Origin of the sequence: Paraglaciecola sp. MB-3u-78 (assembly GCF_002835935.1) — a bacterium.
Lineage (GTDB): Bacteria > Pseudomonadota > Gammaproteobacteria > Enterobacterales > Alteromonadaceae > Paraglaciecola.
The window spans coordinates 483,414-508,727 of the sequence record NZ_PJCF01000006.1 but is presented as its reverse complement, the minus strand read 5'-3'; the positions used below and the strand labels follow the sequence as shown (position 1 = coordinate 508,727).

The following is a 25,314-nucleotide window of genomic DNA, read 5'->3' as shown; positions in this document are numbered from 1 at the left end:
TGAAAATTTAAAAACACTCCAAGCTCCAGCCCACTTTATGCTGTTGCCATTTTTCGTTAGCTAACTCGGCATCTATTAGTGGGTGCGACTTTAGCCAACCTTTTGGAAAAGTCAGAGTCCACTTTTCATCTGAAGTGATTAAATTAAAATCTGCCAGTAAGTTGTCTTTGCGCCGGATGGAAAGTAAGCAAGATAAACGTAATACTCTCACTAACACCAAAAGTGCTTGGCGCACCTCTGGATGAAAAGAATCAAACAAACCGAGTTTAATTTCCTGTCTGTGACTTTGCACTAACGTTTTGATACCAGCACGTTGCTGTTGTGTATAACCCACCATGGGCAAGTGACTAAGTATATATGCGCCATGTTGATGGTGTAGTTTGTATTCGATATGCAGACCCGTTTCGTGCAACATGGCAGATGCCATCAACATCGCTTCACACTCTACTTTGCCTAAGACCATCTGGTTTTGCACTTGTTTAAACAGACTAAGGGCAATGCCTTTGACACGATAAGCGTGTTCCGAGTCTATGTGAAAACGCTCAATACATTGCTCTAGTGTTTGCAACCTACGATCATTTTGTTGCATGTTATCTAACATGCCATAAATAAGGCCCTCACGAAGTGCCCCGCCTGATATCTGCATTTCTTGAATTTTTAATTGTTCAAACAGGGCAATCAGTATGGCCAAGCCACTTGGGAAAATCGCTCGTCTTGCTTCAGTCAAACCGTCTATTTGTAATAAATCTATGGTCACACAATCAATACATTGCTGTTTTAGATTATGCAGATAATCGATGCGGATAGAGTCACTGATACCTTGTGTCACCAATATTTCAGTAATGGCTTGGGGAGTACCTGATGCGCCTAAACATTGCTGCCAGTCAAAATTTATAAAGTCATTGATCACCGACTCTAATAAAATTTTAGCCTGATTAATAGCAAGCTCAAAATTATCCACTGACATGTTGCCATCGGCGAAAAAGCGTTCTTTGAAGGTGACACACCCCATGTTGATACTGACCAAATGAATTGGGGTCATATCATTACCGACAATTACTTCTGTGCTTGCGCCGCCAATATCAATCACCAAAGAATTGCCTTGGTTAGACGACGTGTAAGCCACACCCAAGTAAATTTGTCTGGCTTCTTCCTCACCATCAATGACATTCAATTTATGTTTGAGAATTTCTTCAGCTTTTTTTATAAATACGTCAGCGTTCGCTGCTAAGCGTAAAGTGGCAGTGCCAACGATTTTGATATTTGACAGGGGAATGTCCTGCAAACGTTCTGCGAAAGTTTCAAGGCACTTCCAACCTCTTTCGAGGCTAAGTTGGTCCAGCACCATATTTTCATCTAGCCCAGCGGCAAGGCGTACTTTTTGTTTTACCTTACCAATAATATGCACACTACCCGCCACAACCCGAACGATCACCATATGGAAACTGTTGGAGCCTAGATCTACAGCTGCATACAGTTGCTCAGGCTGAGCGAAGGGGACAATGACTTCGGTGTTTTTATTCATCTATTTCTATTAGGGCGTGGACCTGAAGGACGTTTTTGGTGACTTTTACCACTTTGCATACGTTTTTTAAAACGAGGTTTAGGTGGGGTGACGTCCCACATTAAATCATTTGGGTTGTAATCGGTCACTGGTATTGAGTGTTGCACATAATCCTCAATCGCCGGTAAGTTTAGTGCGTATTTTTCGCAAGCAAAACTGATAGAACTACCGCTTTCGCCAGCACGACCCGTTCTACCTATACGGTGCACATAATCTTCTGCATCGTCGGGTAAATCGTAGTTAAAAACATGACTTACCATAGGAATATGTAAACCACGTGCTGCTACATCTGTGGCGACTAATACATCAAGTACACCACTGGTAAAGTTTTCTAGTATTTTAAGGCGCTTATTCTGAGGTACATCACCGCTTAACAAACCCACCCTATGCTTGTCAGCTTCTAACCAATCAGAAATTCTTTCACAGCCATGTTTAGTGTTTGCAAACACTATAGCTTTGTCTGGCCATTCTTCTTCCATCAATGTGAGTAGCAGGTAAGGTTTGTCTTCGTCTGACGGGTAAAAGAGTTCTTCTTTTACCCGTTCAGCGGTTTTTCTTTCTGGCTCAATCTGAACATGTGTAGGATTATCCATGTGATCGTAGGCCAACTCTTGAACGCGGTAAGACAAGGTAGCAGAAAACAGCATACTCAAACGTTCGGTCGGTTTGGGCATTCTGTTAAATAAATATCGAATATCTTTAATAAAGCCAAGGTCGAACATACGATCGGCTTCGTCTAATACCGCCACTTGAATAGCGGCTAATGAAAAGATATTTTGTTTGTAGTAATCGATAATACGACCCGTGGTGCCGATAATAATATCTACACCACCTTGCAATTTTTCCCGTTGACTTTGGTAACCCTCGCCCCCATAAATTAAACCAAGGGTCAAACCTGTGTGCTGGCTAAGTAATTCTGCATCGTTAAAAATTTGCACAGCTAACTCACGTGTGGGAGCCATAATGATTGCCCTAGGCTGACGTTTTGAGTCTTGAGGGTTAGTCAACAAATAGTGGAAAGTAGCGACCAAAAATGCAATGGTTTTACCTGTTCCTGTTTGCGCTTGACCGGCAAGATCATTGCCTTCAAGCAAGGGCGGTAAACTCAACGCTTGAATAGGTGTGCAAAGGTTGAAATTAGCCTCAGACAGCGCGTCTACAACCTGCTGATGAATGGGTAAGTCTGAAAATTTTGTATCGGTTAAATGTGTAGTTGGCATAGCTTATAGCTTATCATTGCTTGCATTAAAAACCAGTTTCTATATAACAATCATAACCGCGCTGAGTCATCTCAGCGAGAGAAAAAATTACGGAGAAAAGAATGAGCGACAAAATTATCAAGTTATCTGATGATAGTTTCGAGGCAGATGTTATCAATGCAGCTGGTCCTGTGTTAGTTGATTTTTGGGCAGAATGGTGTGGTCCATGTAAAATGATCGCACCAATACTGCATGAAGTGGCTGACGAATTTGAAGGCAAAGTAACAGTTGGTAAGCTGAATGTCGATGAAAATAACGAAACCCCGCCTAAGTATGGCATAAGAGGTATACCTACATTATTATTATTTAAAGGCGGTAGTGTAGCTGCAACTAAAGTAGGTGCATTGTCAAAAGCCCAACTTTTAGAGTTTTTGAACGAAAACATCTAGTATTTGTGGTTAAAATAATTAATTATAAAAGCTCAGCATTTGCTGAGCTTTTTTGTAGATATCTAAACCATCATCTTGCCTGCAGAGCCTATTCCTATTGTAAATAAATTATTATTTATGTTTTTAACGGTTGGCTAATACTGCAAACAAAAGTATTTAAGATGGTGTTAAATCGGCTGACAAGCAGACAATTCACTGGACGCGAGAATTATTTGGTGCTAACTTTATTTTGTTCACACCTGAACACACCCACACTTCGCTCAAATCAGAGATGTACTTAAGTAATAACCTTTGAATCAATCAAACTGGCTTTTAAGACAAGCTTCTAGCATAAAGACCTACCAATTATGAATCTTACCGAACTCAAGAATAAACCGATCAGTGAACTGGTTAGCCTAGCCGAAGAAATGAAGCTAGAAAACATGGCTCGCGCTCGCAAACAAGACATTATTTTTTCTATCCTTAAATCTCACGCTAAAAGCGGTGAAGACATTTTTGGCAATGGCGTACTAGAAATTCTTCAAGATGGTTTTGGATTTTTGCGTTCCAACGACTCTTCATACTTGGCAGGGCCAGACGACATTTATGTCTCGCCTAGTCAGATAAGACGCTTCAACTTGCGAACTGGCGATACAATTTCAGGCAAAATTCGCCCACCAAAAGATACCGAACGTTACTTCGCATTATTAAAAATAAGTGAGGTCAATTACGACCGCCCTGAAAATGCACGTAATAAAATATTATTTGAAAACTTAACGCCATTACACGCTAACGAACGTTTAATCATGGAACGTGGCAATGGTAGTAGTGAAGATATCACTGCAAGAGTGTTAGATTTAGCCGCGCCAATTGGCCGCGGTCAACGTGGTTTAATAGTTGCACCGCCTAAAGCAGGTAAAACATTACTGTTACAAAACATCGCTCAATCTATTGCCGCTAATCATCCAGAATGTTTATTGATGGTGCTGTTAATTGATGAGCGTCCAGAAGAAGTAACAGAAATGCAGCGCTTAGTGCGCGGTGAAGTGATTGCATCAACTTTTGATGAGCCAGCCAGCCGTCACGTACAAGTAGCTGAAATGGTAATCGAGAAAGCCAAACGTTTAGTTGAACACAAAAAAGACGTGGTCATTTTACTCGATTCAATCACCCGTTTGGCTCGCGCTTACAACACAGTGATACCTTCATCAGGTAAAGTATTAACCGGTGGTGTTGATGCCAACGCATTGCACAAACCTAAGCGTTTCTTTGGTGCTGCTCGTAACATCGAAGAAGGCGGTAGCTTAACGATCATTGCCACAGCATTGATTGATACGGGCTCTAAAATGGATGAGGTTATTTACGAAGAATTTAAAGGTACGGGTAACATGGAATTACACCTGAACCGTAAAATTGCTGAAAAACGCGTGTTCCCAGCGATTGATTACAATCGTTCTGGTACCCGTCGTGAAGAGTTATTAACCACACCAGACGAATTGCAAAAAATGTGGATATTGCGCAAAATAGTGCATGAAATGTCTGAGATAGACGCCATGGAATTTCTTATCGGTAAGTTGTCTATGACTAAAACAAACAATGAATTCTTTACTGCTATGCGCAAACAAAGAAACTAACTTTTTGTACAAGCCTTTTATAGAATGATAAAAATCCGCTTCAGGAAACTGCTTGCGGATTTTTTTATGGCTTTTTTAAGGATATCACACAACAATTATTCTTAATATTTGACAAGCTGATGTGCTTTTAACATATTAGATATTCATTCATTCACTTACAATCGATTATTAATGAAACAGCTTATACCCGTCTTATTACTCTTAATTTTCACGCCTAAAATAACTGCAGCTTCGAACGTCGAGCAAATGGTTAACGATATTGAACCTCAAGTGATTAAGTGGCGTCATCATTTACACCAAAACCCAGAACTGTCTAACCGCGAGTTTGAAACGGCAAAGTATATTACTAAACACCTTAAGAGCCTTGGCTTAGAAGTGCAAACAGGTGTAGCCATAACGGGGGTGGTAGCTGTACTTGATAGTGGCAAACCAGGTCCGGTAGTTGCACTGCGTGCAGATATGGATGGTCTACCGGTACTTGAACAAAATAATTTACCCTGGAAGTCGACCAAACGTGGCGAGCTTGAAGGTAATGACGTGCCTGTGATGCACGCCTGTGGTCATGATACCCATGTTGCCATGCTAATGGGTGCCGCAGAAATTTTAGTTAACATGAAGAGTGAACTTCGGGGCAAAGTAAAGTTTATATTTCAACCGGCGGAAGAAGGTGCACCTAGAGGTGAAAAAGGGGGGGCTGAACTGATGGTTGCAGATGGTGTACTCAAGAACCCAGCAGTAGATGTGATTTTTGGCTTGCATATTAGCGCTGATACCGATGTAGGCAAAATACGCTACAAAGAAGGCGGCACTATGGCTGCTGTTGACCCATTTAAAATAGTCATAAAAGGCAAACAAGCCCACGGCGCTTACCCTTGGTTGAGCGTGGATCCAATCACTACAGCAGCACAAATTATTATGAGTTTACAAACCATAGTCAGCCGAGAAATCAAACTCATTGATGAAGCCGCGGTAGTCACAATAGGCTCTATTCATGGTGGTAACCGCTCAAATATTATCCCTAGTGAAGTTGAATTAGTGGGTACCATTCGCACTTTAAATAAAGCGGCGCGTGAACACATGTATGAAGCGATCCCCAGAAAAGTTAAAGGTATTGCTGACAGTATGCGCGCTGAAGTTGAAGTGACTTTGCCTTTAGATTATTACTATCCCATCACCTACAACGATCCTGAACTCACTGAAAAAATGCTGCCTACACTGATCAAGAGTGCTGGCCGTGAGAATGTTATTTATAGTAAACCCGTGACTGGCGCTGAAGACTTTTCGTTTTTTCAAGAAAAAATACCAGGACTATATATGTGGATTGGCGGTAAACCCTTGGATATGCCAGAGGATCAAGCCCCTGCCCATCACACCCCAGAGTTTTATGTCGATGATTCAGGTATGAAAACTGGCGTAAAACTGCTCACAGACTTAACCTTGGATTACATGGATCTACATTAAAGTTCAGGCTAACAGAACCACTCATTAGGGTGGTTTCTATGCTGATTACGATAAGCTACAATACTCGTCCAAAATTTTAGGGGGATTGGTTTCCCCCATATCATACAATGTGATTTAAGAGAGAGAATTATGCCAAACGTGGCAATAGTAATGGGCTCCAAGTCTGATTGGCCTACCATGCAAAAAGCGGCGCTAATGTTAGAAAAGCTTGGCGTAAGTTATACAGCAAAAGTTATTTCTGCTCATCGTACCCCAAATTTACTCACAGACTTTGCTGAACAAGCTGCGAATCAAGGTTATCAAGTCATTATTGGTGGGGCAGGTGGTGCGGCACATTTACCCGGAATGATCGCGGCACATACATACTTGCCTGTGTTTGGAGTACCTGTACGCTCAAGCCAGCTTAACGGTATTGACTCTTTACTTTCTATTGTGCAAATGCCCAAAGGGGTCGCAGTAGGCACTTTGGCGATTGGTGAAGCAGGTGCAGCCAATGCTGGATTGCTAGCAGCACAGGTAGTCGCTCTTCAAAATCCAGATGTGCAACAAGCCATTAAAGATTTTAGAGCTGAGCAAACAGCTACTGTGTTGGCGCAAGACGAATTAGTCCTTCCCTCTTTATGATAAAAACTACGTGAGACTGTATAAATGAGCATATTAGTTCTTGGATCAGGGCAGTTGGCTAGAATGATGGCTTTGGCTGGCTATCCACTTGGAATAAGTGTGCAGGCAGTCGATGTAGCGGATAATAAAATTGTCGATCCCGTTACTAAGCATATTATCAATAACTCCCTCGATAGGGTGATTGAGGAAGTCAACGGGATCACTGTTGAGTTTGAACATATTCCTGAGGACCTACTTGAGTTAGTGCATGGCAGTGGCAAACTTAAACCTACTGTAGAGGCGATTTTGACCGGTGCGGATAGGATACGTGAGAAAAAGTTACTCGAAAGACTGGCGATAGACAACTGCCCATTTGAAATCGTTACCGACGTTGAACAATTAGATGCTGCTGTTGAAAAGCTTGGCGAAAAATTAATTATCAAAGCCAGCAGAGATGGCTATGATGGATACGGCCAATGGCGTTTACAAAACAAAAACAAATTGCCTGAGTTGAAGCAACAATTATCGAAATTAGACTTGCAAAAAGTGCCTTTAATAGTTGAGAAAATGCTCAATTTTGATCGCGAACTTTCATTGGTCGCAGTGCGCAGCGTCGATGGTGATATTGCTTATTACCCGCTAGCTGAAAACCTACACTATCAAGGCCAATTACACGTATCGATAGCTCCTGCCCCGAAGGTTGACGAAGCACTTAACCAACAAGCGCAAGATATCTTTAATAAATTAGCCAAATCCCTAGATTATGTGGGTGTGTTAGCAGTTGAGTTTTTTCAAATTGGGCAACAGTTACTGGTTAACGAAATAGCGCCTCGAGTGCATAATTCAGGACACTGGACCATGCAAGGAGCAGACACCTGCCAGTTTGAAAACCACCTTAGAGCCGTGAGAGGTTTACCTTTAGGCTCAACTAAAGTCACATCACCTACCGCTATGATAAACATCATAGGTTGCAAAACTTTTACAAGGGACATGCTCAGCATTCCCGGTTGCCATTTGCACTGGTACGGTAAAAGCCCACGGAAAAAGCGTAAGATGGGACACTTTAATTTGTGTGCAGATAACTACGCTGAACTCGGGAAAACAATGCAGGCTTTGGCTGAATACGTACCCATTGAATATTTTCCGATGCTAAAAGATGAAGCCGCCAGACTGGTGAAACTTTAGACGTTTAATTAGATTTTTTTTGTATTTGATTGACAACATATAAATTATGAATACAATGGCGCTCGCTTTCGGGATTAGCTGCTACCAAGCAGTTTACCAACAACCCAAAAGTAGCGTCACCCAGTACTTTTTATCCTGTGTGCCGACTTAGCTCAGTTGGTAGAGCAACTGACTTGTAATCAGTAGGTCACCAGTTCGACTCCGGTAGTCGGCACCATTCTTTCGTGCAAATTCATCGAAACAAAACGCAGAGCGCAGCGAGTTCTCATTTTTGAGGTGACATTCGCGCAACCCACCAACAAGGACAGCCTAAAGCTTAATGGCAAACTCCAAAAAATTGTAATCAGTAGCTTTAGCGGGTTATTGTCCTGATTCATCTGTTTTAACTTTTTAGTAGTCAAATACACGTCCTTGATGATATGCACCCAATCTCGACTTCCTTGTCGAGCTGTTCAGCTGGGCGCTGCGGTGCAGCTACAAAGACCAGCTTCACCTCCGGTAGTCGGCACCATTCTTTCGTGCAAATTCATCGAAACAAAACGCAGAGCGCAGCGAATTCTCATTCTTGAGGTGACATTCGCGCAACCCACCAACAAGCACAGCTTAAAGCTTAATGGCAAACTCCAAAAAATTGTAATCAGTAGCTTTAGCCGGTTACTATCCTGATTCATCCGTTTTAACTTTTTAGTAGTCAAATACACATCCTTGATGATATGCACCCAATCTCGACTTCCTTGTCGAGCTGTTCAGCTGGGCGCTGCGGTGCAGCTACAAAGGCCAGCTTCACCTCCGGTACGGTAGTCTGTATCATTTCTTATCAAATTCTTTTTAAAATATTCCACCTATAAATTTGAGAGAAATACTTTATAGTGTTGGTTCGACAAGCTTGTATCGATATCTTGGCACAGCGATAGAGTTACCTTTTTTATTTTCAATTTATCAGCAAGGCAATAATGGCCAAATTATTTTTACTGTTATTCACATTATTGAACAGCTCATTTTTATTCTCTCAAGAAAATACACTAGGTAATGAATATTGCCAAATTCAATTAATCAGTACTGAAAAATCGCCCTCAGTTAACCCTCCCATTAAAAATCTTGATAAAGAACAGGTGACTTTGTTAGAGATACCCGCAGGAAAAAGTCGCTTGCGTCTCAACTGTAGATTAGATGAACAAGGTGTGTTTACTTTTGGTAACGACGAAATATTGGATGTGTCTTGGGAAGCCTTAGAAGTTAAGCTCGTTCCATTAGCGGCAAGTAGTCCGTCATTTTTATTGCCAACCGGCACTTTTTCCATCGATTTTGTATTTTTAACCCATCATAACTACAAGCAAAATTTTGTTTGGGAGCCCATTGTCACTTTCCTCAATGCCAGTTTGCTTAATAATATTACCATGGGGGTCTTTTACGGGTTGTGCTTAACCTTGATCTTATATGTTTTTTTTATGGGTAGAGTCGTTGGGGATACTAGGTTTCAGTTTTATAGCCTGTATGTTTTTTGTGCCGCCACCTTCTTTTTACTGCAAGAAGGGCAATTGAATATCTTCTTACAGCAGCAAAGCTTTTTATTAAGTCATCAATTTTATCTCTTATTCGCCGGTTTTACCGTTTTCACAGCCATAGTCTTTATTGTCCGTTTGACAGATCTAAATACGACATGGCCCAAGTTAACCCGATACGGTTTGGAATTCGGAGCAGTCGTTGTTTTACTGATGTCTGTATTGATGTTATTTCTAAACCATAACGAACTATCGGCACTGTTAGGAAGCGCGATGGCGAGAGTGACGTTATTGCTGATGTTGGGGATTTTAACTCTAGTATCGATACAAGCTTACCGAAATGTCCAAAGTGCAAAATTAGTACTTTTAAGCTTAGTTCTCATGGTGATAGCTATGGTATTTCGAACTGTATTACATGATGTAAATCCATTTCTGCAGCGTTATTCTTTAATTATTGCTTTTGCCGTTGAAGCCTTTATGTTGGCCGTAGCGGTGTCGGAGAGAATTAAAAGTATTCAAACAGATAAAATCTTAGCCGAATCACAAGCAAATACCGATGCGCTTTGTAACGTACTAAATCGCCGCGGATGGGATAAAAAAGTCAATGAGATATTAAGTGAGCAAAAAATAAAAGGGGGAGTCATCTGTTTGTTGTACATAGATTTAGATAACTTCAAACAAATAAATGACAAATGGGGTCATGATACGGGTGATAAGGTACTCAAAGTGGTATCAGACATCATTCGTAACCAGTTACGCTCCATCGACAGTATTGGAAGAGTCGGGGGCGATGAATTTGTTGCCTTAGGAATTTTTTACGATCGTACTGAAGCCGAAAATTTAGTCATAAGAATACAAAAGAGGTTACAAGCCGTTAGTCTGCATATTGATAAACAAAAAACAGTTGAGGTCAGCGCTAGCGTCGGACATGTTATCTATGAAGAGCCCCCTAAAGGCGCTGAAGTTATGTTAAGTCAGGCCGATCAGTCTATGTATCAGATAAAGAGAGCAAGTAAACAGGGTTAAAACGCTTATTTGAAGTAAATTATTCTTCCTAGGCAGCGTAATTTAACCCTGTTAAATTTTTGATGATATTATTATTTTTTAACCCCAGACACCCTAGCCCACTCACCATCTATTTCAATCGGCTCCATAACAAAATCTTGGCTGTATAGATCATTAATTTCTTGGGCTTGGTTATCTAAAATTCCGGAAAGTACTAATTTTCCACCTGGCTTACAATAACCGGTGATTACGGTTCTTAATTCACGTAATGGTGCGGCTAGAATATTGGCTAACACCACATCAGCTTTTAGCTCTGGTTGATGTTCCGGCAGATATAATTCAATTCTTTCGCCTATATCATTACGATTGGCATTGTCTTGGCTGGCTAATAAGGCCTGAGGATCGATATCAATGCCTACCACACGCTTGGCACCTAATTTAAGTGCAGCTATACCCAGAATGCCTGAACCACAACCAAAATCAACCACGGTTGCCTGAGACAGCTCTAAACTATCTAACCATCTTAGACACAAACTCGTTGTGGCATGTGTGCCAGTGCCAAAAGCTAACCCGGGGTCGAGCATGACGTTCACTGCGGTTGGATCCGGTACATCACGCCAGCTGGGGCAAATCCATAAACGTTCACCAAATTGCATAGGATGAAAATTCACCATCCATTCTCTTTCCCAGTCTTTGTCTTCTAATTGGTCTAATTTATGATTGAAGTTTTTGCCTAAAAGCTTGGACTTACTTAGTTGGCTGACCACACGAGACATATCGTATTGTGCATCATACAACCCCACTATTTGGGTGTCTGGCCAGAGCATCACTTCACCTGGCTTAGGTTCATACATAGGCGTGTCTTTTGCATCCACAAAAGTCACGGCTTGTGCACCATTAGCCGATAACATTTCGCCGATTTGTTCTGCGTATTCTGCTTGGCTGTTTATTTTTAGTTGGATCCAGGGCATAAACGTAAGTCACACTTGAAATTTGCCGCATTATAGAGCAAAAAAAAGAGCGATACATCGCTCTTTTTTAATCATGTTTTAGCTGATTGGCGATTCAACTAATGTCCACCCATACCTAATTTTTTCTCTAGGTAGTGAATATTTGCTCCACCAGCAGCAAAGGCCTCATCTGCCATGATACTTTTCTGCAAATCAACATTGGTTTTAATTCCACCGATGACTAGCTCGTCTAAAGCATGACGCATTCGGGCGATAGCCACTTCTCTGGTCTCACCGTAGGTGATCAATTTACCAATCATTGAATCGTAGTAAGGTGGCACTACGTAATCGGTGTAGATATGCGAATCCCATCTCACGCCCAATCCACCCGGTGAATGAAACTTGGTAATTTTACCCGGGCTGGGAATAAAGGTTTTTGAATCTTCGGCGTTGATACGACATTCAATCGCATGACCTTTGACTTGTATCTGATCTTGAGTGAAAGACAGCTTTTGCCCTGCAGCTACTCTGAGTTGCTCTTTAATTAAATCAATACCAGTAATCATTTCAGACACAGGGTGTTCAACCTGAATACGGGTATTCATTTCAATAAAATAAAACTCATTATTTTCAAACAAAAACTCAAAGGTACCAGCACCCCGATAGTTGATATCAATACAGGCTTGGCAGCACCTTGCACCAATTGCCGCGCGCATTTCTGGGGTAATGCCCGGCGCTGGCGCCTCTTCTACCACTTTTTGGTGACGGCGTTGCATAGAGCAGTCGCGTTCACCTAAGTGAATGGCGCTGCCTTGGCCATCAGCCAATATTTGAATTTCCACATGACGGGGATTTTCAAGGAATTTTTCCATGTAAACAACATCATTATTAAATGCCGCGCCGGCTTCACTTTTAGTCATGGCAATGGATGAAATAAGTTCATCTTCACTGCGGACCACGCGCATGCCACGACCACCGCCGCCCCCTGCTGCTTTAATAATAATGGGGTATCCGATACCTTCAGCAAGCTTTTTATTGCGAGCTTCGTTTTCATCCAAAGGCCCATCCGAACCCGGAACACAAGGTACACCGGCACTTTTCATCGATCTAATTGCTGAGACCTTATCACCCATCAAGTTAATGGTTTCAGCGGTTGGGCCAATAAAGGTAAAACCACTTTTTTCAACGGCTTCAGCAAAGTCAGCGTTTTCGGCTAAAAATCCATAACCGGGATGAATGGCATCTGCGTTTGTTATTTCAGCAGCGGCGATAATACGAGGAATATTAAGATAGCTCTCTGTGGCCGACGCTTTGCCGATACAAATTGTTTCATCAGCTAACAATACATGTTTGAGTGACTCGTCGGCAGTCGAATGCACTGCCACAGTCTTAATGCCTAACTCTTTACAGGCACGCAAAATTCGCAGGGCGATTTCGCCGCGGTTTGCAATAAGCACTTTTTTTAACATTGTCATAGACCTTTTATTCAATCACAAACATAGGTTGGTCAAATTCTACTGGATCTTGGTTTTCAATTAAAATTTGTTTAACCACACCGGATTTGTCAGACTCGATTTGATTCATCATTTTCATCGCTTCTATAATACAAAGCGTGTCACCTACATTCACTTTTTGACCGACTTCTACAAAGGATTTAACACCCGGAGATGAAGAACGATAAAAAGTACCGACCATAGGTGAACACATAGTGTGACCACTAACCGCGGGCGCGGCTTCAGGTGTTGGAGCTGCTGCAGCTGGAGGTGCAGCAGCAACAGGTGCGAATTGTGGTTGTGGTGCGAATTGCATAGGTGCAGCAAGCTGCGCCGCCGTCACACCGCGGTGAATGCGAACCGATTCTTCGCCTTCAGTAATTTCTAGCTCAGATATGCCAGACTCTTCCACTAGCTCTATCAACTTTTTAATTTTACGAATGTCCATTTTTTTCTCTCTAATTAGTTAATCAGCAAGCAAATTTTGCTGATGTTTATTTTGTTAAATATTGTTTGGCCGCCGCTAAAGCGAATTCATAACCTTGTGCGCCTAATCCACAAATCACCCCTTGGGCAATGTCGGATAGATAAGAATGCTGTCTGAACGCTTCTCTGGCGTGTACATTAGATAAATGCACTTCGATAAAAGGGATAGACACGCTCAAAAGCGCGTCTCTCAATGCAACGCTGGTATGGGTAAATGCACCTGGGTTGATGACAATAAAGTCTATTTGTTCAAAAGCATTATGGATAGTATCAATTAACTCGTGTTCAGCATTTGACTGCAGGTGCGTTAAACTCATACCTATTGAGTCTGCATAAGTGCTTAGCTTACTCACAATTTGTTGTAGGTTTTGTGAGCCATAAGTTGCGGGCTCGCGTTTGCCCAACATGTTTAGATTTGGGCCATTGATAACTAATACTTTCACTGGGTCGCCGTTTTAATTAGTAATGATTCTGATGAGTGTTTAAGCATATGAAAAACATTATTTCAAAATTACTTTTCGTAAACTAAATGTACATTAACTTAAATTATTCATCCATTATAGAGAGCAAATAGAAATTAACAGCAAAATACTGGTCTTATCAGCGAAGATTGCCGCAAAGTTAACGAATTTTAGGCTTTAATTAGGACTTATTATCTACTTAATTGGAATGGATTTTTAATTTGAACTATATCGCCCATATCCACATAGGCACACATACTCAAACCAACTTGTTAGGAAATTTTCTTGGGGACTTTGTTAAAGGTAGTCAACTGCAACACTTACCTTTTGAGATTGAGCAGGGTATCCGTTTGCATCGTAGCATTGACGTGTTCACTGATTCACATCCACTGATAATTGAATTAAGGCGATGTTTCCCCATAGATTTACGCAGGATGGCGGGGGTGATTATCGATATCTATTTTGATTACTTACTGATGCAAACGTGGAAACGTTACTCTAACACTCACTTTAATATTGTCTTTGCTAATTTTTATCAGCAACTTGAACAATTTTCATTACCTGATAATCCACATTTTAGTAAACTTGCTGAAAACTTGATAAACCATCAATGGCTAAATGAATATATTAATATTGAAACTTGTTTCCGAGCATTTGTCAGCATTGAGAACCGATTAAAAAATAAAGTGATGTTTGCTAAAAAAGCACAATTTTTTATACTTCAACATGGCGATCAGCTTGAGTCTAGCTTTCAACAGTTCTATCCTGAGTGCCTTGATCACGGGCTGAAATTTGTCCAAGACTACAGTCTCAACAATAACTGCGAGAAATAAGTATGCCCGTACATGAAATTCACCACCCTTTGATACACCATAAAATAGGCTTAATGCGTGAAGAAGGTATTAGCAGCAAAGATTTTCGGGAATTAGCCAGCGAGGTGGGTAATCTTTTAACTTATGAAGCCACCAGAGGGCTACAAACCGAGGTTGTTGAAACTACAGCTTGGAATGGGAAAAAAATTAATATACAAAAAATAAAAGGTAAAAAGATAACGGTAGTACCTATCTTACGTGCTGGTTTAGGTATGTTAGACGGAGTCTTGAGGCTTATTCCTAATGCAAAAATTAGCGTGGTAGGTTTGTATCGTGATGAAGAAACCCTGCAACCAGTGGCCTATTTTGATAAAGTCGTAAAAGACGCAGCAAAGCGTACTGCATTAATCGTAGATCCCATGTTAGCCACTGGTGGCACCCTTATCGCCACTATTGATTTACTCAAACAAAAAGGCTGTAAACATATAATGGGGCTATTTCTAGTTGCGGCTCCAGAGGGTTTAGAGGCAGTTCAAGCTGCGCACCCAGACGTTGAAATTTATATCGCTGCAATAGATGAAAGGCTTAATGAACGCGGTTACATATTGCCAGGACTCGGTGATGCGGGTGATAAAATTTTTGGTACTCGGTAAGTCTAATCAGATTAAATGTCGCTTTGTAAAATGAAAGATATATATGTGTTTAAGTTAGCGCCATTTATTTTTTTATTATTTGAACGTAGATAAATATGTACCAATACAAATCGATAAATAGCCTCTACTTTGGGCCAAAGAAGTATTATCTTTCAGTTCTCGTGTTATTACTGCTCATTTCATTTGTGAGTCAAAGTAAGCCGTTGATCGCAGATCCGACATTTTCTCGTTTATCCACAGAAAATGGTTTATCTCAGAATACTATCAACTCGTTATTGCTAGATAATGAAGGTTTTTTATGGCTGGGCACTGCTGAGGGGTTAAACCGGTTTGATGGCTATCAAAACCAACATGTACTGGGCCCGAACAATGAATTCAATGATGCTCCGATCAATTACTTATTTCAAGATTCAAAAAGAAATCTTTGGGTCTGTGACTCTGTCAAAGGCGTTCACCAATATAACCTCATAAATAATACTACCAAACACGTTATCAATTTAAGGTTACAACGGGATAATCAACTAACTCAAGAAGCGAGTTACATTAGCGAAGACGAAAAGGGAGACATATTATTCTCGATGGATGAGGGTGTTTATTCCTATTCTTACGTCACCGATAAGCTTTCTGTTGAGTATTCGTTGTCAGATACAATGATTGCTAACGGGAATTATGTAAGAGCCCATTTATTGTCACAGAACATTCTTTTTATAGGCACAAGAGATGGTTTATTTGCGGTTGAAAGAGGAAGCAACACACCTCTTTTAATTAACTATGCGCAATCAGTCGCAACAACAATAGATAGCCTAAATGTTAAGATGTTGTATGCAGACACAAGTTACATCAATCCATGAACCCCCTCTGCAACAATTAAAATCAAAGGTGTATCCCAGTGACGTATTAATAGACGCTAATAACATTATGTGGATAATTTATCCAGGCTATGGATTGGTGGGTATTGATGCACTGACACATGAAAAAAGTTTTTTTATAACAAACAAAATTTACTGCCAAATAATGCAATCTTTGATATGCAACTAGATACCAAAGGCAATATTTGGTTAGGCTCTAACTCTGGTCTGATTAAATTTTCGTCTCAAAACCATCAGATACAAAAATTTGACCAAGAACAAGGTTTAGCCAATAGTGAATTTAATTCAGACACCAGTTTAACGCTATTGGATGGGCGTATGGTTTACGGCTCACCAAAAGGCCTCATCTTTTTTGATCCTCTAAAAATCAAAATAATGAGACCATTATCCTCACCACGCTAAGTATGGCCAAACAATTAAAAATGAGCTGCGTAGCTGAAGGTATTGAAACTATTGAGCAAGTCGAATTTTTCAAAAAGAACAAATGTCGACATTTACAAGATTATTACTTTTCTAAACCGGTTCCGGCAGAAAAGATCCTAGCACTATTAGCAACAACTTGGTAAATATAGGCACAATCCTTAGTCTTTATTCAACCTAGATTCCGCAGTTGAACTCGTGGGAAGAGTGGTAGCCAATGGTGTGACTGGCGTAGGGAAAAAATTCGTAGTCACCTTATTGGTGATGAGAACTTTTTTCCCATAGCTAGGCGCATCAGTGGATGCCGCTATTTCTCGTGGTTTAACTGCGGGATCTAGGTTCAAACGCAAAAGGCAATGATTGATACTTACCAAAGGGTTTTGCGTGATAAACCGCAAAGTGTAAATGTGGCAAAGAAGAAAAGCCTGTATTACCCGAATAACCTATTAATTGACCTGCAGCAACGCGCTCACCTTGGGTCACGGCAACGCCATCCTTTCTTAGATGATAATACTCACCGGTTGTGTCATCACCATGCAAAATCACTACGTAGTTAGCATATTTAGCGTATTTGCGACTAGCACCTCCACGTGAATGCTGTTCAACCAAATCAATCACCATCCCTGCCCTTGCCGCATGTATCGGTGTACCTATAGGCATAGCAAAGTCGACAGCATACTGAGACGCACCACTATGGCTATAGCCGCCACCAAAACCTTGCACTATGGGGAAATAATCACCGTCAGCATATGGATATTGATAAACAGCATCCTTTTGATGCTGCGCCAGCATATTGCCTGGTGTCCAATAAAAGGATTCGTCGTACCAAATTCTTCCCTTAGTGTTGATAGGGTGCAACTCAAGCACTTTAACTCGCTGATACCCTTGAAGCACTTGGTTAACAATATGTTGGCGCTGGTTTGAGGCGGTAGTTTTTAGGTTACTGGTGTCCACTTCCAAAGTGACAGTCACCACAAAGGGTTTTTTATTGTATAACCAATAACTAACCTGTTTGTTTTGTTCTACTTTCTCAACACAGGCCCAATCATCCATGCAGTAGCTACCTGAGTTCGCTAGAGAACTGCAGGTAACCAACACACAAGATATGGCTGCAAAAAATTTACTGATAAAATGCAGAGTAAAAGGGCAAGACACGGTTACTTAGCAAAAAGGCTATTAATGTGTTGAGCAAAAGGCGCGGCACGCATAAAACCTGTCACTCTGGCAGTGTCGAGCTCTTGTCCTTGGGTATCAAAGAACATGATAGTAGGCAGGCCAAGAACAGAAAAACGTTTTTGAAACTCAAGATTGGCTTCACTACTGTCGGTGAGATCAATCTGCATCAACACACTGTTACTTAATGCCTTGATTACGTTTTCATCTGAGAAGGTATATTTTTCAAACTCTTTACATGCCACGCACCAATCTGCATACAGATCTAACATCACAGTTTGACCTTGAGCATTGGCCTCGGATAGTGCCTGATTAAACTCCTCTAAACTGCTGACTTTAAGAAATTCTGGGTGTGCTATGGCATTATTGTTTGATTGCCCTTGCACTGAGCTGTGTCCTATTCCATTAAATGCCTGATAACCATACCCAGCTGAAACGAATAGTCCGATGAAGATTAAAAACGCACGGAGACCTTTGAAAAAGGATACTGGGCTATTTTGGTTCATCACATAAAAGTAGGTAAAGGTCATCAAACCAAGTAACGCCCAAGCAAAGTCTGTCGCAACATGGGTGACTAAACGTTCAACAAACATAATGGCAACGGCTAACATCATAAATCCAAAAGTGACTTTAACCACGTTCATCCAATTACCTGCTTTAGGTAACAACTTACCACCAGTAATACCAAATAATATCAAAGGTATACCCATGCCTAAACTCAGCACATATAGCGCACTAAAACCTAAGACTAAATCACCACTTTGGGCGATAAATAGCAAAATCCCGGTCAACGGCGCTGTGGTGCAAGGAGATGCTACTAAACCAGAAATCGCGCCCATTACCAATACACCAAAATAACTTCCACGGGTTTGGTTGTTGCTCATCGCATTGAGCTTCTCTTGCCATTTAGACGGTAATTGCAATTCATAGGCACCAAACATCACCACGGCGAGTAAGACAAATAAGACAATTAGACCAATTAAAATGGCTGGATGTTGTAACCAAGCCTGAAACTGCACACCAGCTGAAGCCACAATCAATCCCAACAACGAGTAGGTAATCGCCATGCCTTGCACGTAGACAAATGACAAAGTAAACGCTCGAGATGTGCTAATGGTTTTGCCTTGACCGATCACAATACCAGACAAAATCGGGTACATAGGAAACACACAAGGTGTAAAAGCTAAACCAATGCCTAAGCCTAAAAATAATAAAAGTGTGATGAGCAAACTCTGCTCACTAGACAACAGACTGGCTAATTCAAACTGCTCTGAAATGGGTATATCAGTTGATGATTTGGCTGCTAAAAGTTTTGAGTCAGTTATCGATTTTTTTGCATCTTGGTTAGACCCCGCTACTGAAGCAGTTCCCACTTTATTTAGATACACCTCTTTGGTGGTGGGTGGGTAACACAGCCCCGCATCAGCACAACCCTGATAACGAATTTTAACTATGCCATCTTGCACTGAGGATATTATGGGGTAGGTAACATCTAGTTGCCCACGAAATACATCTGACAGCCCAAAAAACTCATCTTCCACTTGCTCTGCAACAGGAAAAACCGGCATACCTAACTCGGCTTGTTTAACCACTGTCTTAAACTGCTTTTTATATAAGTAGTATCCATCTGCTATTTTCCAACTCAGGGTGACGTGATCACCTTGTTGGGCGAAATCGAATTGGAACGCGTCGTCTACTTGCAAAAACTCTGGTTCGTCAGCAAACAGATCAGCTAAGGGAGCGGGAGTTTGCGCTATACTCAAAGATGAGTAAAAACAAAAACCAAGCAGTAAAACAAAATATCTAACACTCAAATTCATTAACAATACTTCTTATATAAAAGGTAACTTGGCACTATTTTTATTATACCAATACAATGGGCCAAGGGGGATTTTTACACTTTAAAACACAAATCTTAACAAATTATTAAGACTGCACATTACTTTGTTTAAAGACCTAAGCTTAGACACTCAAATTTCACTATTTCCTTAAATAATCTGAGTTTGAGATAAATAGACCCTAGTAACCAAACTCGTTAGACAAACCAAGTAATACTCTGTAACAATACGTCACTTGGGTTTCTATTGTTTAGTCCCAGTATCATAACAAACACATTATCATTGAAGGTATACGTAAAGCTTGTTGCGTATAGCTCAAATAACGAGGCTTTTTTGTTTAAATTATTTTTATTATTCGCCATTTTACCTATTGTCGAAATCGCCATACTCATCAATGTGGGTGAACAAATAGGGGGTTGGTATACAGTAGCTATCGTTATCCTAACCGCTTTTGCTGGCGCGCATTTAGTCAGACAACAGGGGCTCAACACCTTGATGCAAGCCCAACAAAAAATGCAAGCTGGCATCATGCCGGGTCAAGAAATGGCTGAAGGTTTATTATTGGTGATTGCTGGTGTGTTGTTAGTAACCCCAGGATTTATCACAGACGGCATTGGTTTTTTATTGAGTTTGCCTGTCACTCGTCCGCTGATAGCCAAAGGGTTAGTTAAAAATTTATCTGTCAGGGTGGTAAATCCATCCTTTAATAGTGACTTTTCTCAACAGCAATACCAGCAGCCACCTCATTCAAAAGATCAATCTGACGATGTCATCGAAGGTGAATTTGAACGTCAAGATAAATCACCAGAAAACCCGGCTCTTAAGGATGACTTAAGAAAGCCAGACTAACCTATGCATTACATATTCAATAACCTTTAGCGGGTAGGATCTAATGTTTTGGCGTTGTTTGGTTTGTAGTCTGTTTATTTGCTTATCAGCTCAGGGATTTGAGAATCAAGAGCATTCAGTATCAGAGCTTTATCAACGATGGTTGGTGCTGCAAGTACAAACACATGAACAACTACCGAAATTAATTACCCTATCCAACCACGCTGAAATACTCACAAAACAATACCCTCTGTGTGCAGATGGGTGGGCCTTACAGGGTATGATAAAAGCCCAACAAGCACGTTTAGTCAGTGGTTTAGAAGGGCTGAAGTTAGCCAAACAGGCTAAAAATATGTTACAGAAGGCCTTGTCTATCGATCCATCCGTTTTTTATGGTGTGGCTTACGCCGAGTTAGGTTGGCTTTATCACCGCACGCCAGGGTGGCCATTTTCTTTTGGTAGCGACAAAATGGCTAAGCATCTGCTGAACAAAGCTGTAAACATTAACCCAAGCAGCATAACAGCGAATTTTCGCTACGCTGAGTATTGGTTTGACCAAGAAAACTATGCTCAAGCAGAGGCTTTCTTTGAAGCCACTTTGCAGGCAATTAAACAACACAGTCCTAGTGAACCGTACAATCAAAGCTGGAGTCTACATAAAAAACAACTCACAGACCAAATGCTAACAAAAATACACAATAGAAACAGCTACCTAAACAACCTTGACCTTTCAAACTAGAAAGGTTTGGGCTACCTTAACGGCGTAATGTAGTGGACTTTAAATAGAGTAATCAAAATGCGAATTTTATTAGTCGAAGATGATGTGCAATTGGCCAGAGGCCTGCACCAGTCCCTTCGGTCGGAAGGATTTACCGCCAATCACGTCACCAATGCTAAATCAGCACTGTTAACCATAAAAACCAATGAATGTGACATGTTAATATTAGATTTAGGCTTGCCAGATATGGATGGCCTAACGCTACTTAAAAAAATCAGGCAAATGAAGGTGAATATCCCAGTTCTGGTGCTCACCGCAAGAGACTCCATTGAGGACAAAATTAAAGGACTAGACCAAGGTGCAGATGATTATCTCAGTAAGCCTTTTGATGTAAACGAACTTATCGCACGTTTACGGGTAATTGAGAGAAGATTGGGTACTGCCAACACTTCAACTATTACTATTGGCGAGGTATGCCTTGACTCCGCGTCTCATCAGTTAAGTGTCGCAGGTCAGGTGGTTGAGTTGTCGCGCAAAGAATTTATGTTGTTGAAGGTGCTGTTAGAACAAGCTGGTCGCATTCAATCCAGAGAACAACTTGAGTCTAAATTATACGAGTGGGGTGAAGAGGTTGCGAGTAATGCGGTTGAGGTACATATTCATCATCTACGCAAAAAATTACCTGAGGCTTTTATTAAAACAATCCGCGGTGTAGGTTACAGTGTTAAAACTAGCCCCAGTATAGGGTCCTAAATTTGTCTATTCGTCGTTATCTAACGCTGATTTTGTTATCGGTGATTACATTAGTCACCTTCGCGGCTGCCATTCAGGGTTATCGCGGCAGTATGGCGAAGGCAACCAGCGTATTTGACAATGAATTGCGTTCATTGACCTATGTATTGGTTAATATTACCGATATGAGTACTCAATCCCTAGCGCCACAACCTGACACAGCTTTTATCTACCAAATATGGCAACACAACAGATTAATTGTTAGCTCCCATCCCGAGCTTAAAGCCGCTATAAGTGATTTCAAAAATGAATTCGCAGAACATAATTTTTTATCTCAACGTTGGCGTACCTATGGGCATTTTTTTGAATCAGATAATAAATGGGTCTTGGTTGCACAACCCTTAAACCGGCGCTTTGAGCTAGCAGAAAAAATGATCTTGGCTGCGGTTACACCACTGATTTTGTGTATTCCGTTGTTAGCCATTATTATATTTTTGTTGGTCAGCACGGGGTTGCGGCCATTGAGGCTTTTATCTGACAACTTGCGCGCCAAAAAAGCCGATGACCTTAGTCCAATCACCCAGCAAAATCAGCAAAACGAACTCAGCCCAGTTTTAGAAACCTTGAATCAATTATTTGAACGACTAAACGCAGCCTTTTCACGAGAAAAACGCTTTGCCTCAGACGCAGCCCATGAATTACGTACCCCATTGAGCGTGTTAAAAATCAATGCCCACAACCTAAAGTTAGAGCTAAACAATAACAGTACTGCAAACACCAATATGCAATACCTGCAAGAAGGTATTGAGCGAATGAGCCATGTAGTAGAACAAATTTTACTGCTCAACCGAACCAATCCCGAACAATATCAAGGTCAGTTTAAACAAATACATACGGCTTCACTTTGCCAAAATGTTATAGCCAGTCTATTCCCACAAATTGAAGCAAAAAAACAAGATATCGAACTCATCGGTCAAGGAGCAAACATTCAAGGTGATGAATTTTCTCTTGGCATATTGCTGCAAAATTTAATCTCTAATGCCAGTAAGTATTCCCCTGAAGAAACATTAATTAGAGTGGTATTAAAGACGGTGAATAAACAAGTGATTATCCAAGTAGAAGATTCAGGCCCAGGAATTGATAAATCAGAATATCAACGAGTGTTTGAACGTTTTTACAGAATTGGTGGTGATCGTCATACGAGCAATACGCCAGGATGTGGTTTAGGTTTAGCCATTTCCAAACATATTGCCGAGCTGCATAATGCTTCATTGCAACTAAGCCGCTCTGAGCAATTATCAGGCTTGTCGGTAGAACTGATATTGCCACAAGGCCAATCCAATGAATAAATCGGTGAATAAAGTCGTAGGCGGAACCGCACTATGCTTTGGTTTATTTTGCCAATCACTGCTGGCGGCTGTTGCTGAATATCAAGTCCAGCTCAAAGATCACCTGTTTTTCCCATCACAGATCACCATTCCCGCAAATCAAAAAGTGAAACTAGTGATCCATAATCAAGACGATACCCCAGAGGAATTCGATAGCTTTTCACTGAATAGAGATAAGGTCATTTTTGCGAATAATAAAGCCACTATATTTATTGGACCACTGCAGCCTGGCGAATACGATTTTTTTGGGGAGTATAACCCTAATACTGCACGGGGCACTGTGATCGTTGAACATCAAAAGCAAAAGGCTGCAGATGCTAATTAATACGGTTATTTTATTTTTACGGGATGCGTTGCCGATATTTGTATTGGTTGTGTATCTATATGTACACTTGCCCGCGACTAAATTATGGCTATTGTTGAGTGTTGTTGCAGGTGCCCTTTTGAGCCTAATCTACATCAATCAAATCCATGTCATCGGTCAATGGTTCGATGGTAAAGGCATTGAATTATCATTGTGGATATATCAGATATCTGTCTACTTGCTAACCCTCATTTTGGGCTATGGATTAAGCCAAAATCAAGCTTCGAAAAAGCATTATTTGTCTTGGGTCGCAGGCTTAATGGTGAGCCTAACCTTAGTGTCTAAAGGCAGTAACTTTATTTTGTACTTCGATGGCTATTTGAACCAAAGCAATGCGATTCAATCCATGTTACTGGGCACATTTTTGGGTCTAGGTATTTGTCTAAGCTTAGCCATATTGTTGTATCTAACCGCACAGTGGTTAAGACAGCGGTTAGGTCCTTGGTCAACTTGGTTATTAGTTCTTATTTACGTTACTGGCCAACTCGTCAACGCTTTACCTTTGCTGGTACAGGTTGACTTTATTGATGCATCAGCCACAGCTTGGAGTAGTCAACATTTGGTTAGCAATGAATTTGAATTTGGTCATTTGTTTAACGTGTTATTCGGCTATCAGGCAACCCCCTCTATTGCTCAAGTGATTGTATATGTGCTCGCCCTATTGATCCCATTGGCTATTTTTTATTCCCTCAAGCTATATTCAGCTTCCCACACAGGTCACAAACAATGAAAACCTTTTTTCGCATATCAGGTGCGCTTTTATACTGCCTATTCTCGATATCAATAAGTTGGGCTGACGGCATTCAAGTGGACAAAGTGTATCATCCTTATGTATTAGCTAATGAGCGGGAATTAGAATGGCGTTTAACTTCCAGACAAAATGACGATGGCAATGTATTGGCGCAACGTTTTGCCTACGGACATGCCGTTTCAGAATATTGGACGATTGAAGGTTATATAGTAGGAGAAAGAGACGACACCGGCGATTTTGGTCTCCAAGCCTATGAAATTGAAGTTCGCTGGATGTTAACCGACCAAGGCGAATTATGGGCCGATTGGGGCATGTTGTTTGAGCTTGAAAAACAACATAAAGAAGATACCTTCGAATTTACCAGCGGTCTGTTGTTTGAAAAAGAATTTACTCGAACCAGTTTAACTATTAATGCATTGCTCGTTTATGAATGGGGTACCAACATTCAAAATGAATTTGAAACAGAGTTTAGACTCAAATATCGCTATCGGTATTTGCCTGCCTTACAACCCTCTATCGAAATCTATACTGGTGAGGATTTTATTGGTATTGGCCCCGGTTTTATGGGGATTCATCGATACGAAGGGCAGAAACAACTAAAATGGGAATTGGCGTTTATAGCCGGCTTAAACGGCGATTCTAAAGACCACACCCTTAGGTTTGCCCTAGAATACGAATTTTGAAAACACATATCTGGCCTAAAAGCTGCTTTCTCAAATCTTAGACCTGTAGAGATTTACGTTAAAACAAATGAGTAAATCCCTGCTGCCCCTTTAAAAATAAGCTAAGGAAAAGAT

Annotated in this window: 26 protein-coding genes and 1 tRNA gene; 19 read left to right on the top strand and 8 right to left on the bottom strand. The window is 40.9% G+C overall.

The features are described 5' to 3' along the window. Positions 1–7: 7 nt before the first annotated feature. Both CXF95_RS16685 and rhlB read right to left on the bottom strand, forming a co-directional pair. A complete protein-coding gene (locus CXF95_RS16685; protein WP_101199730.1) occupies positions 8–1,525 on the bottom strand; it encodes a guanosine-5'-triphosphate,3'-diphosphate pyrophosphatase in 1,518 nt (505 codons plus the stop codon). Next, positions 1,522–2,784, bottom strand: a complete 1,263-nt coding sequence (gene rhlB / locus CXF95_RS16680; RefSeq protein WP_101199729.1) for an ATP-dependent RNA helicase RhlB — start codon at positions 2,782–2,784, stop codon at positions 1,522–1,524. Before rhlB ends, CXF95_RS16685 begins: the two co-directional genes overlap by 4 nt. Before the next feature lie 101 nt (positions 2,785–2,885). Here rhlB and trxA point away from each other — a divergent pair, with 101 nt between their 5' ends. The 7 genes from trxA (at position 2,886) to CXF95_RS16645 (ending at position 10,602) form a co-directional block, all read left to right on the top strand. Continuing rightward, entirely contained in the window at positions 2,886–3,212 is a 327-nt protein-coding gene (gene trxA, locus CXF95_RS16675; protein ID WP_101199728.1) for a thioredoxin TrxA, read from the top strand. 347 nt (positions 3,213–3,559) lie between these two features. Continuing rightward, the gene (gene rho, locus CXF95_RS16670; RefSeq protein ID WP_101199727.1) at positions 3,560–4,825 is read left to right on the top strand and encodes a transcription termination factor Rho; all 1,266 of its coding nucleotides are present in this window, start codon (positions 3,560–3,562) and stop codon (positions 4,823–4,825) included. Between the two features lie 171 nt (positions 4,826–4,996). Beyond that, on the top strand, positions 4,997–6,286 hold the full coding sequence (locus tag CXF95_RS16665; RefSeq protein ID WP_101199726.1) for an amidohydrolase: 1,290 nt from the start codon (positions 4,997–4,999) through the stop codon (positions 6,284–6,286). A gap of 129 nt (positions 6,287–6,415) precedes the next feature. After that, complete coding sequence (gene purE / locus CXF95_RS16660) at positions 6,416–6,910, top strand: 5-(carboxyamino)imidazole ribonucleotide mutase (RefSeq protein WP_101199725.1); 495 nt, start codon at positions 6,416–6,418, stop codon at positions 6,908–6,910. A 24-nt stretch (positions 6,911–6,934) separates the two neighbouring features. Beyond that, positions 6,935–8,074 carry a 5-(carboxyamino)imidazole ribonucleotide synthase gene (locus CXF95_RS16655; RefSeq protein WP_101199724.1) on the top strand — a complete coding sequence of 380 codons (1,140 nt, stop codon included), beginning with the start codon at positions 6,935–6,937 and terminating at the stop codon, positions 8,072–8,074. 141 nt (positions 8,075–8,215) lie between these two features. Beyond that, positions 8,216–8,291: transfer RNA gene (locus CXF95_RS16650), tRNA-Thr, on the top strand. Positions 8,292–9,027: 736 nt separating this feature from the next. Then, entirely contained in the window at positions 9,028–10,602 is a 1,575-nt protein-coding gene (locus tag CXF95_RS16645; RefSeq protein ID WP_101199723.1) for a diguanylate cyclase, read from the top strand. 71 nt (positions 10,603–10,673) lie between these two features. Here the strand turns inward: CXF95_RS16645 and prmA are convergent, their stop codons facing one another. From prmA to aroQ, 4 genes are all read right to left on the bottom strand, one after another. Next, a complete protein-coding gene (gene prmA / locus CXF95_RS16640; protein WP_101199722.1) occupies positions 10,674–11,552 on the bottom strand; it encodes a 50S ribosomal protein L11 methyltransferase in 879 nt (292 codons plus the stop codon). Between the two features lie 98 nt (positions 11,553–11,650). Beyond that, a complete protein-coding gene (accC, locus tag CXF95_RS16635) occupies positions 11,651–13,000 on the bottom strand; it encodes an acetyl-CoA carboxylase biotin carboxylase subunit (protein ID WP_101199721.1) in 1,350 nt (449 codons plus the stop codon). Positions 13,001–13,013: 13 nt separating this feature from the next. Next, positions 13,014–13,472: an acetyl-CoA carboxylase biotin carboxyl carrier protein gene (gene accB, locus CXF95_RS16630; protein WP_101199720.1), complete on the bottom strand. Its 459-nt coding sequence runs from the start codon at positions 13,470–13,472 to the stop codon at positions 13,014–13,016. A 46-nt stretch (positions 13,473–13,518) separates the two neighbouring features. Further along, entirely contained in the window at positions 13,519–13,953 is a 435-nt protein-coding gene (aroQ, locus tag CXF95_RS16625; protein WP_101199719.1) for a type II 3-dehydroquinate dehydratase, read from the bottom strand. 239 nt (positions 13,954–14,192) lie between these two features. Between aroQ and CXF95_RS16620 the strand changes: the two genes are divergently transcribed. The 5 genes from CXF95_RS16620 (at position 14,193) to CXF95_RS31515 (ending at position 16,871) form a co-directional block, all read left to right on the top strand. Then, a complete protein-coding gene (locus tag CXF95_RS16620; protein ID WP_101199718.1) occupies positions 14,193–14,804 on the top strand; it encodes an ACP phosphodiesterase in 612 nt (203 codons plus the stop codon). Between the two features lie 2 nt (positions 14,805–14,806). Next, the gene (gene upp / locus CXF95_RS16615) at positions 14,807–15,436 is read left to right on the top strand and encodes a uracil phosphoribosyltransferase (protein WP_101199717.1); all 630 of its coding nucleotides are present in this window, start codon (positions 14,807–14,809) and stop codon (positions 15,434–15,436) included. A 203-nt stretch (positions 15,437–15,639) separates the two neighbouring features. After that, on the top strand, positions 15,640–16,287 hold the full coding sequence (locus CXF95_RS16610) for a two-component regulator propeller domain-containing protein (protein ID WP_232787891.1): 648 nt from the start codon (positions 15,640–15,642) through the stop codon (positions 16,285–16,287). Positions 16,288–16,440: 153 nt separating this feature from the next. Further along, positions 16,441–16,707 (top strand): two-component regulator propeller domain-containing protein, encoded by a 267-nt coding sequence (locus CXF95_RS16600; RefSeq protein ID WP_255418935.1) that lies wholly within the window; start codon positions 16,441–16,443, stop codon positions 16,705–16,707. A gap of 2 nt (positions 16,708–16,709) precedes the next feature. Then, entirely contained in the window at positions 16,710–16,871 is a 162-nt protein-coding gene (locus CXF95_RS31515) for an EAL domain-containing protein (protein WP_101199714.1), read from the top strand. 175 nt (positions 16,872–17,046) lie between these two features. On the opposite strand, the gene CXF95_RS16590 is transcribed toward CXF95_RS31515, so the two are convergent. Further along, positions 17,047–17,778, bottom strand: a complete 732-nt coding sequence (locus CXF95_RS16590) for a M23 family metallopeptidase (RefSeq protein ID WP_101199713.1) — start codon at positions 17,776–17,778, stop codon at positions 17,047–17,049. Between the two features lie 104 nt (positions 17,779–17,882). Then, positions 17,883–19,718: a protein-disulfide reductase DsbD gene (locus tag CXF95_RS16585; RefSeq protein ID WP_101199712.1), complete on the bottom strand. Its 1,836-nt coding sequence runs from the start codon at positions 19,716–19,718 to the stop codon at positions 17,883–17,885. Between the two features lie 351 nt (positions 19,719–20,069). Between CXF95_RS16585 and CXF95_RS16580 the strand changes: the two genes are divergently transcribed. From CXF95_RS16580 to CXF95_RS16550, 7 genes are read left to right on the top strand one after another with little or no spacing between them, the layout of a single operon-like run. After that, positions 20,070–20,585, top strand: coding sequence for an FxsA family protein (locus CXF95_RS16580; RefSeq protein ID WP_101199711.1), 516 nt, complete (start codon positions 20,070–20,072; stop codon positions 20,583–20,585). 43 nt (positions 20,586–20,628) lie between these two features. Further along, the gene (locus CXF95_RS30025; protein ID WP_198556611.1) at positions 20,629–21,303 is read left to right on the top strand and encodes a hypothetical protein; all 675 of its coding nucleotides are present in this window, start codon (positions 20,629–20,631) and stop codon (positions 21,301–21,303) included. 57 nt (positions 21,304–21,360) lie between these two features. Beyond that, entirely contained in the window at positions 21,361–22,035 is a 675-nt protein-coding gene (locus CXF95_RS16570) for a response regulator (RefSeq protein WP_101199710.1), read from the top strand. Positions 22,036–22,037: 2 nt separating this feature from the next. Beyond that, positions 22,038–23,363: an ATP-binding protein gene (locus CXF95_RS16565; RefSeq protein ID WP_101199709.1), complete on the top strand. Its 1,326-nt coding sequence runs from the start codon at positions 22,038–22,040 to the stop codon at positions 23,361–23,363. Then, entirely contained in the window at positions 23,356–23,727 is a 372-nt protein-coding gene (locus CXF95_RS16560) for a cupredoxin domain-containing protein (protein WP_232787890.1), read from the top strand. Before CXF95_RS16565 ends, CXF95_RS16560 begins: the two co-directional genes overlap by 8 nt. Then, positions 23,717–24,496 carry a hypothetical protein gene (locus CXF95_RS16555; protein WP_101199708.1) on the top strand — a complete coding sequence of 260 codons (780 nt, stop codon included), beginning with the start codon at positions 23,717–23,719 and terminating at the stop codon, positions 24,494–24,496. The genes CXF95_RS16560 and CXF95_RS16555 overlap by 11 nt, the downstream gene beginning before the upstream one ends. Continuing rightward, positions 24,493–25,200, top strand: coding sequence for a hypothetical protein (locus CXF95_RS16550; RefSeq protein WP_101199707.1), 708 nt, complete (start codon positions 24,493–24,495; stop codon positions 25,198–25,200). Before CXF95_RS16555 ends, CXF95_RS16550 begins: the two co-directional genes overlap by 4 nt. The last annotated feature ends 114 nt before the right edge of the window (positions 25,201–25,314 follow it).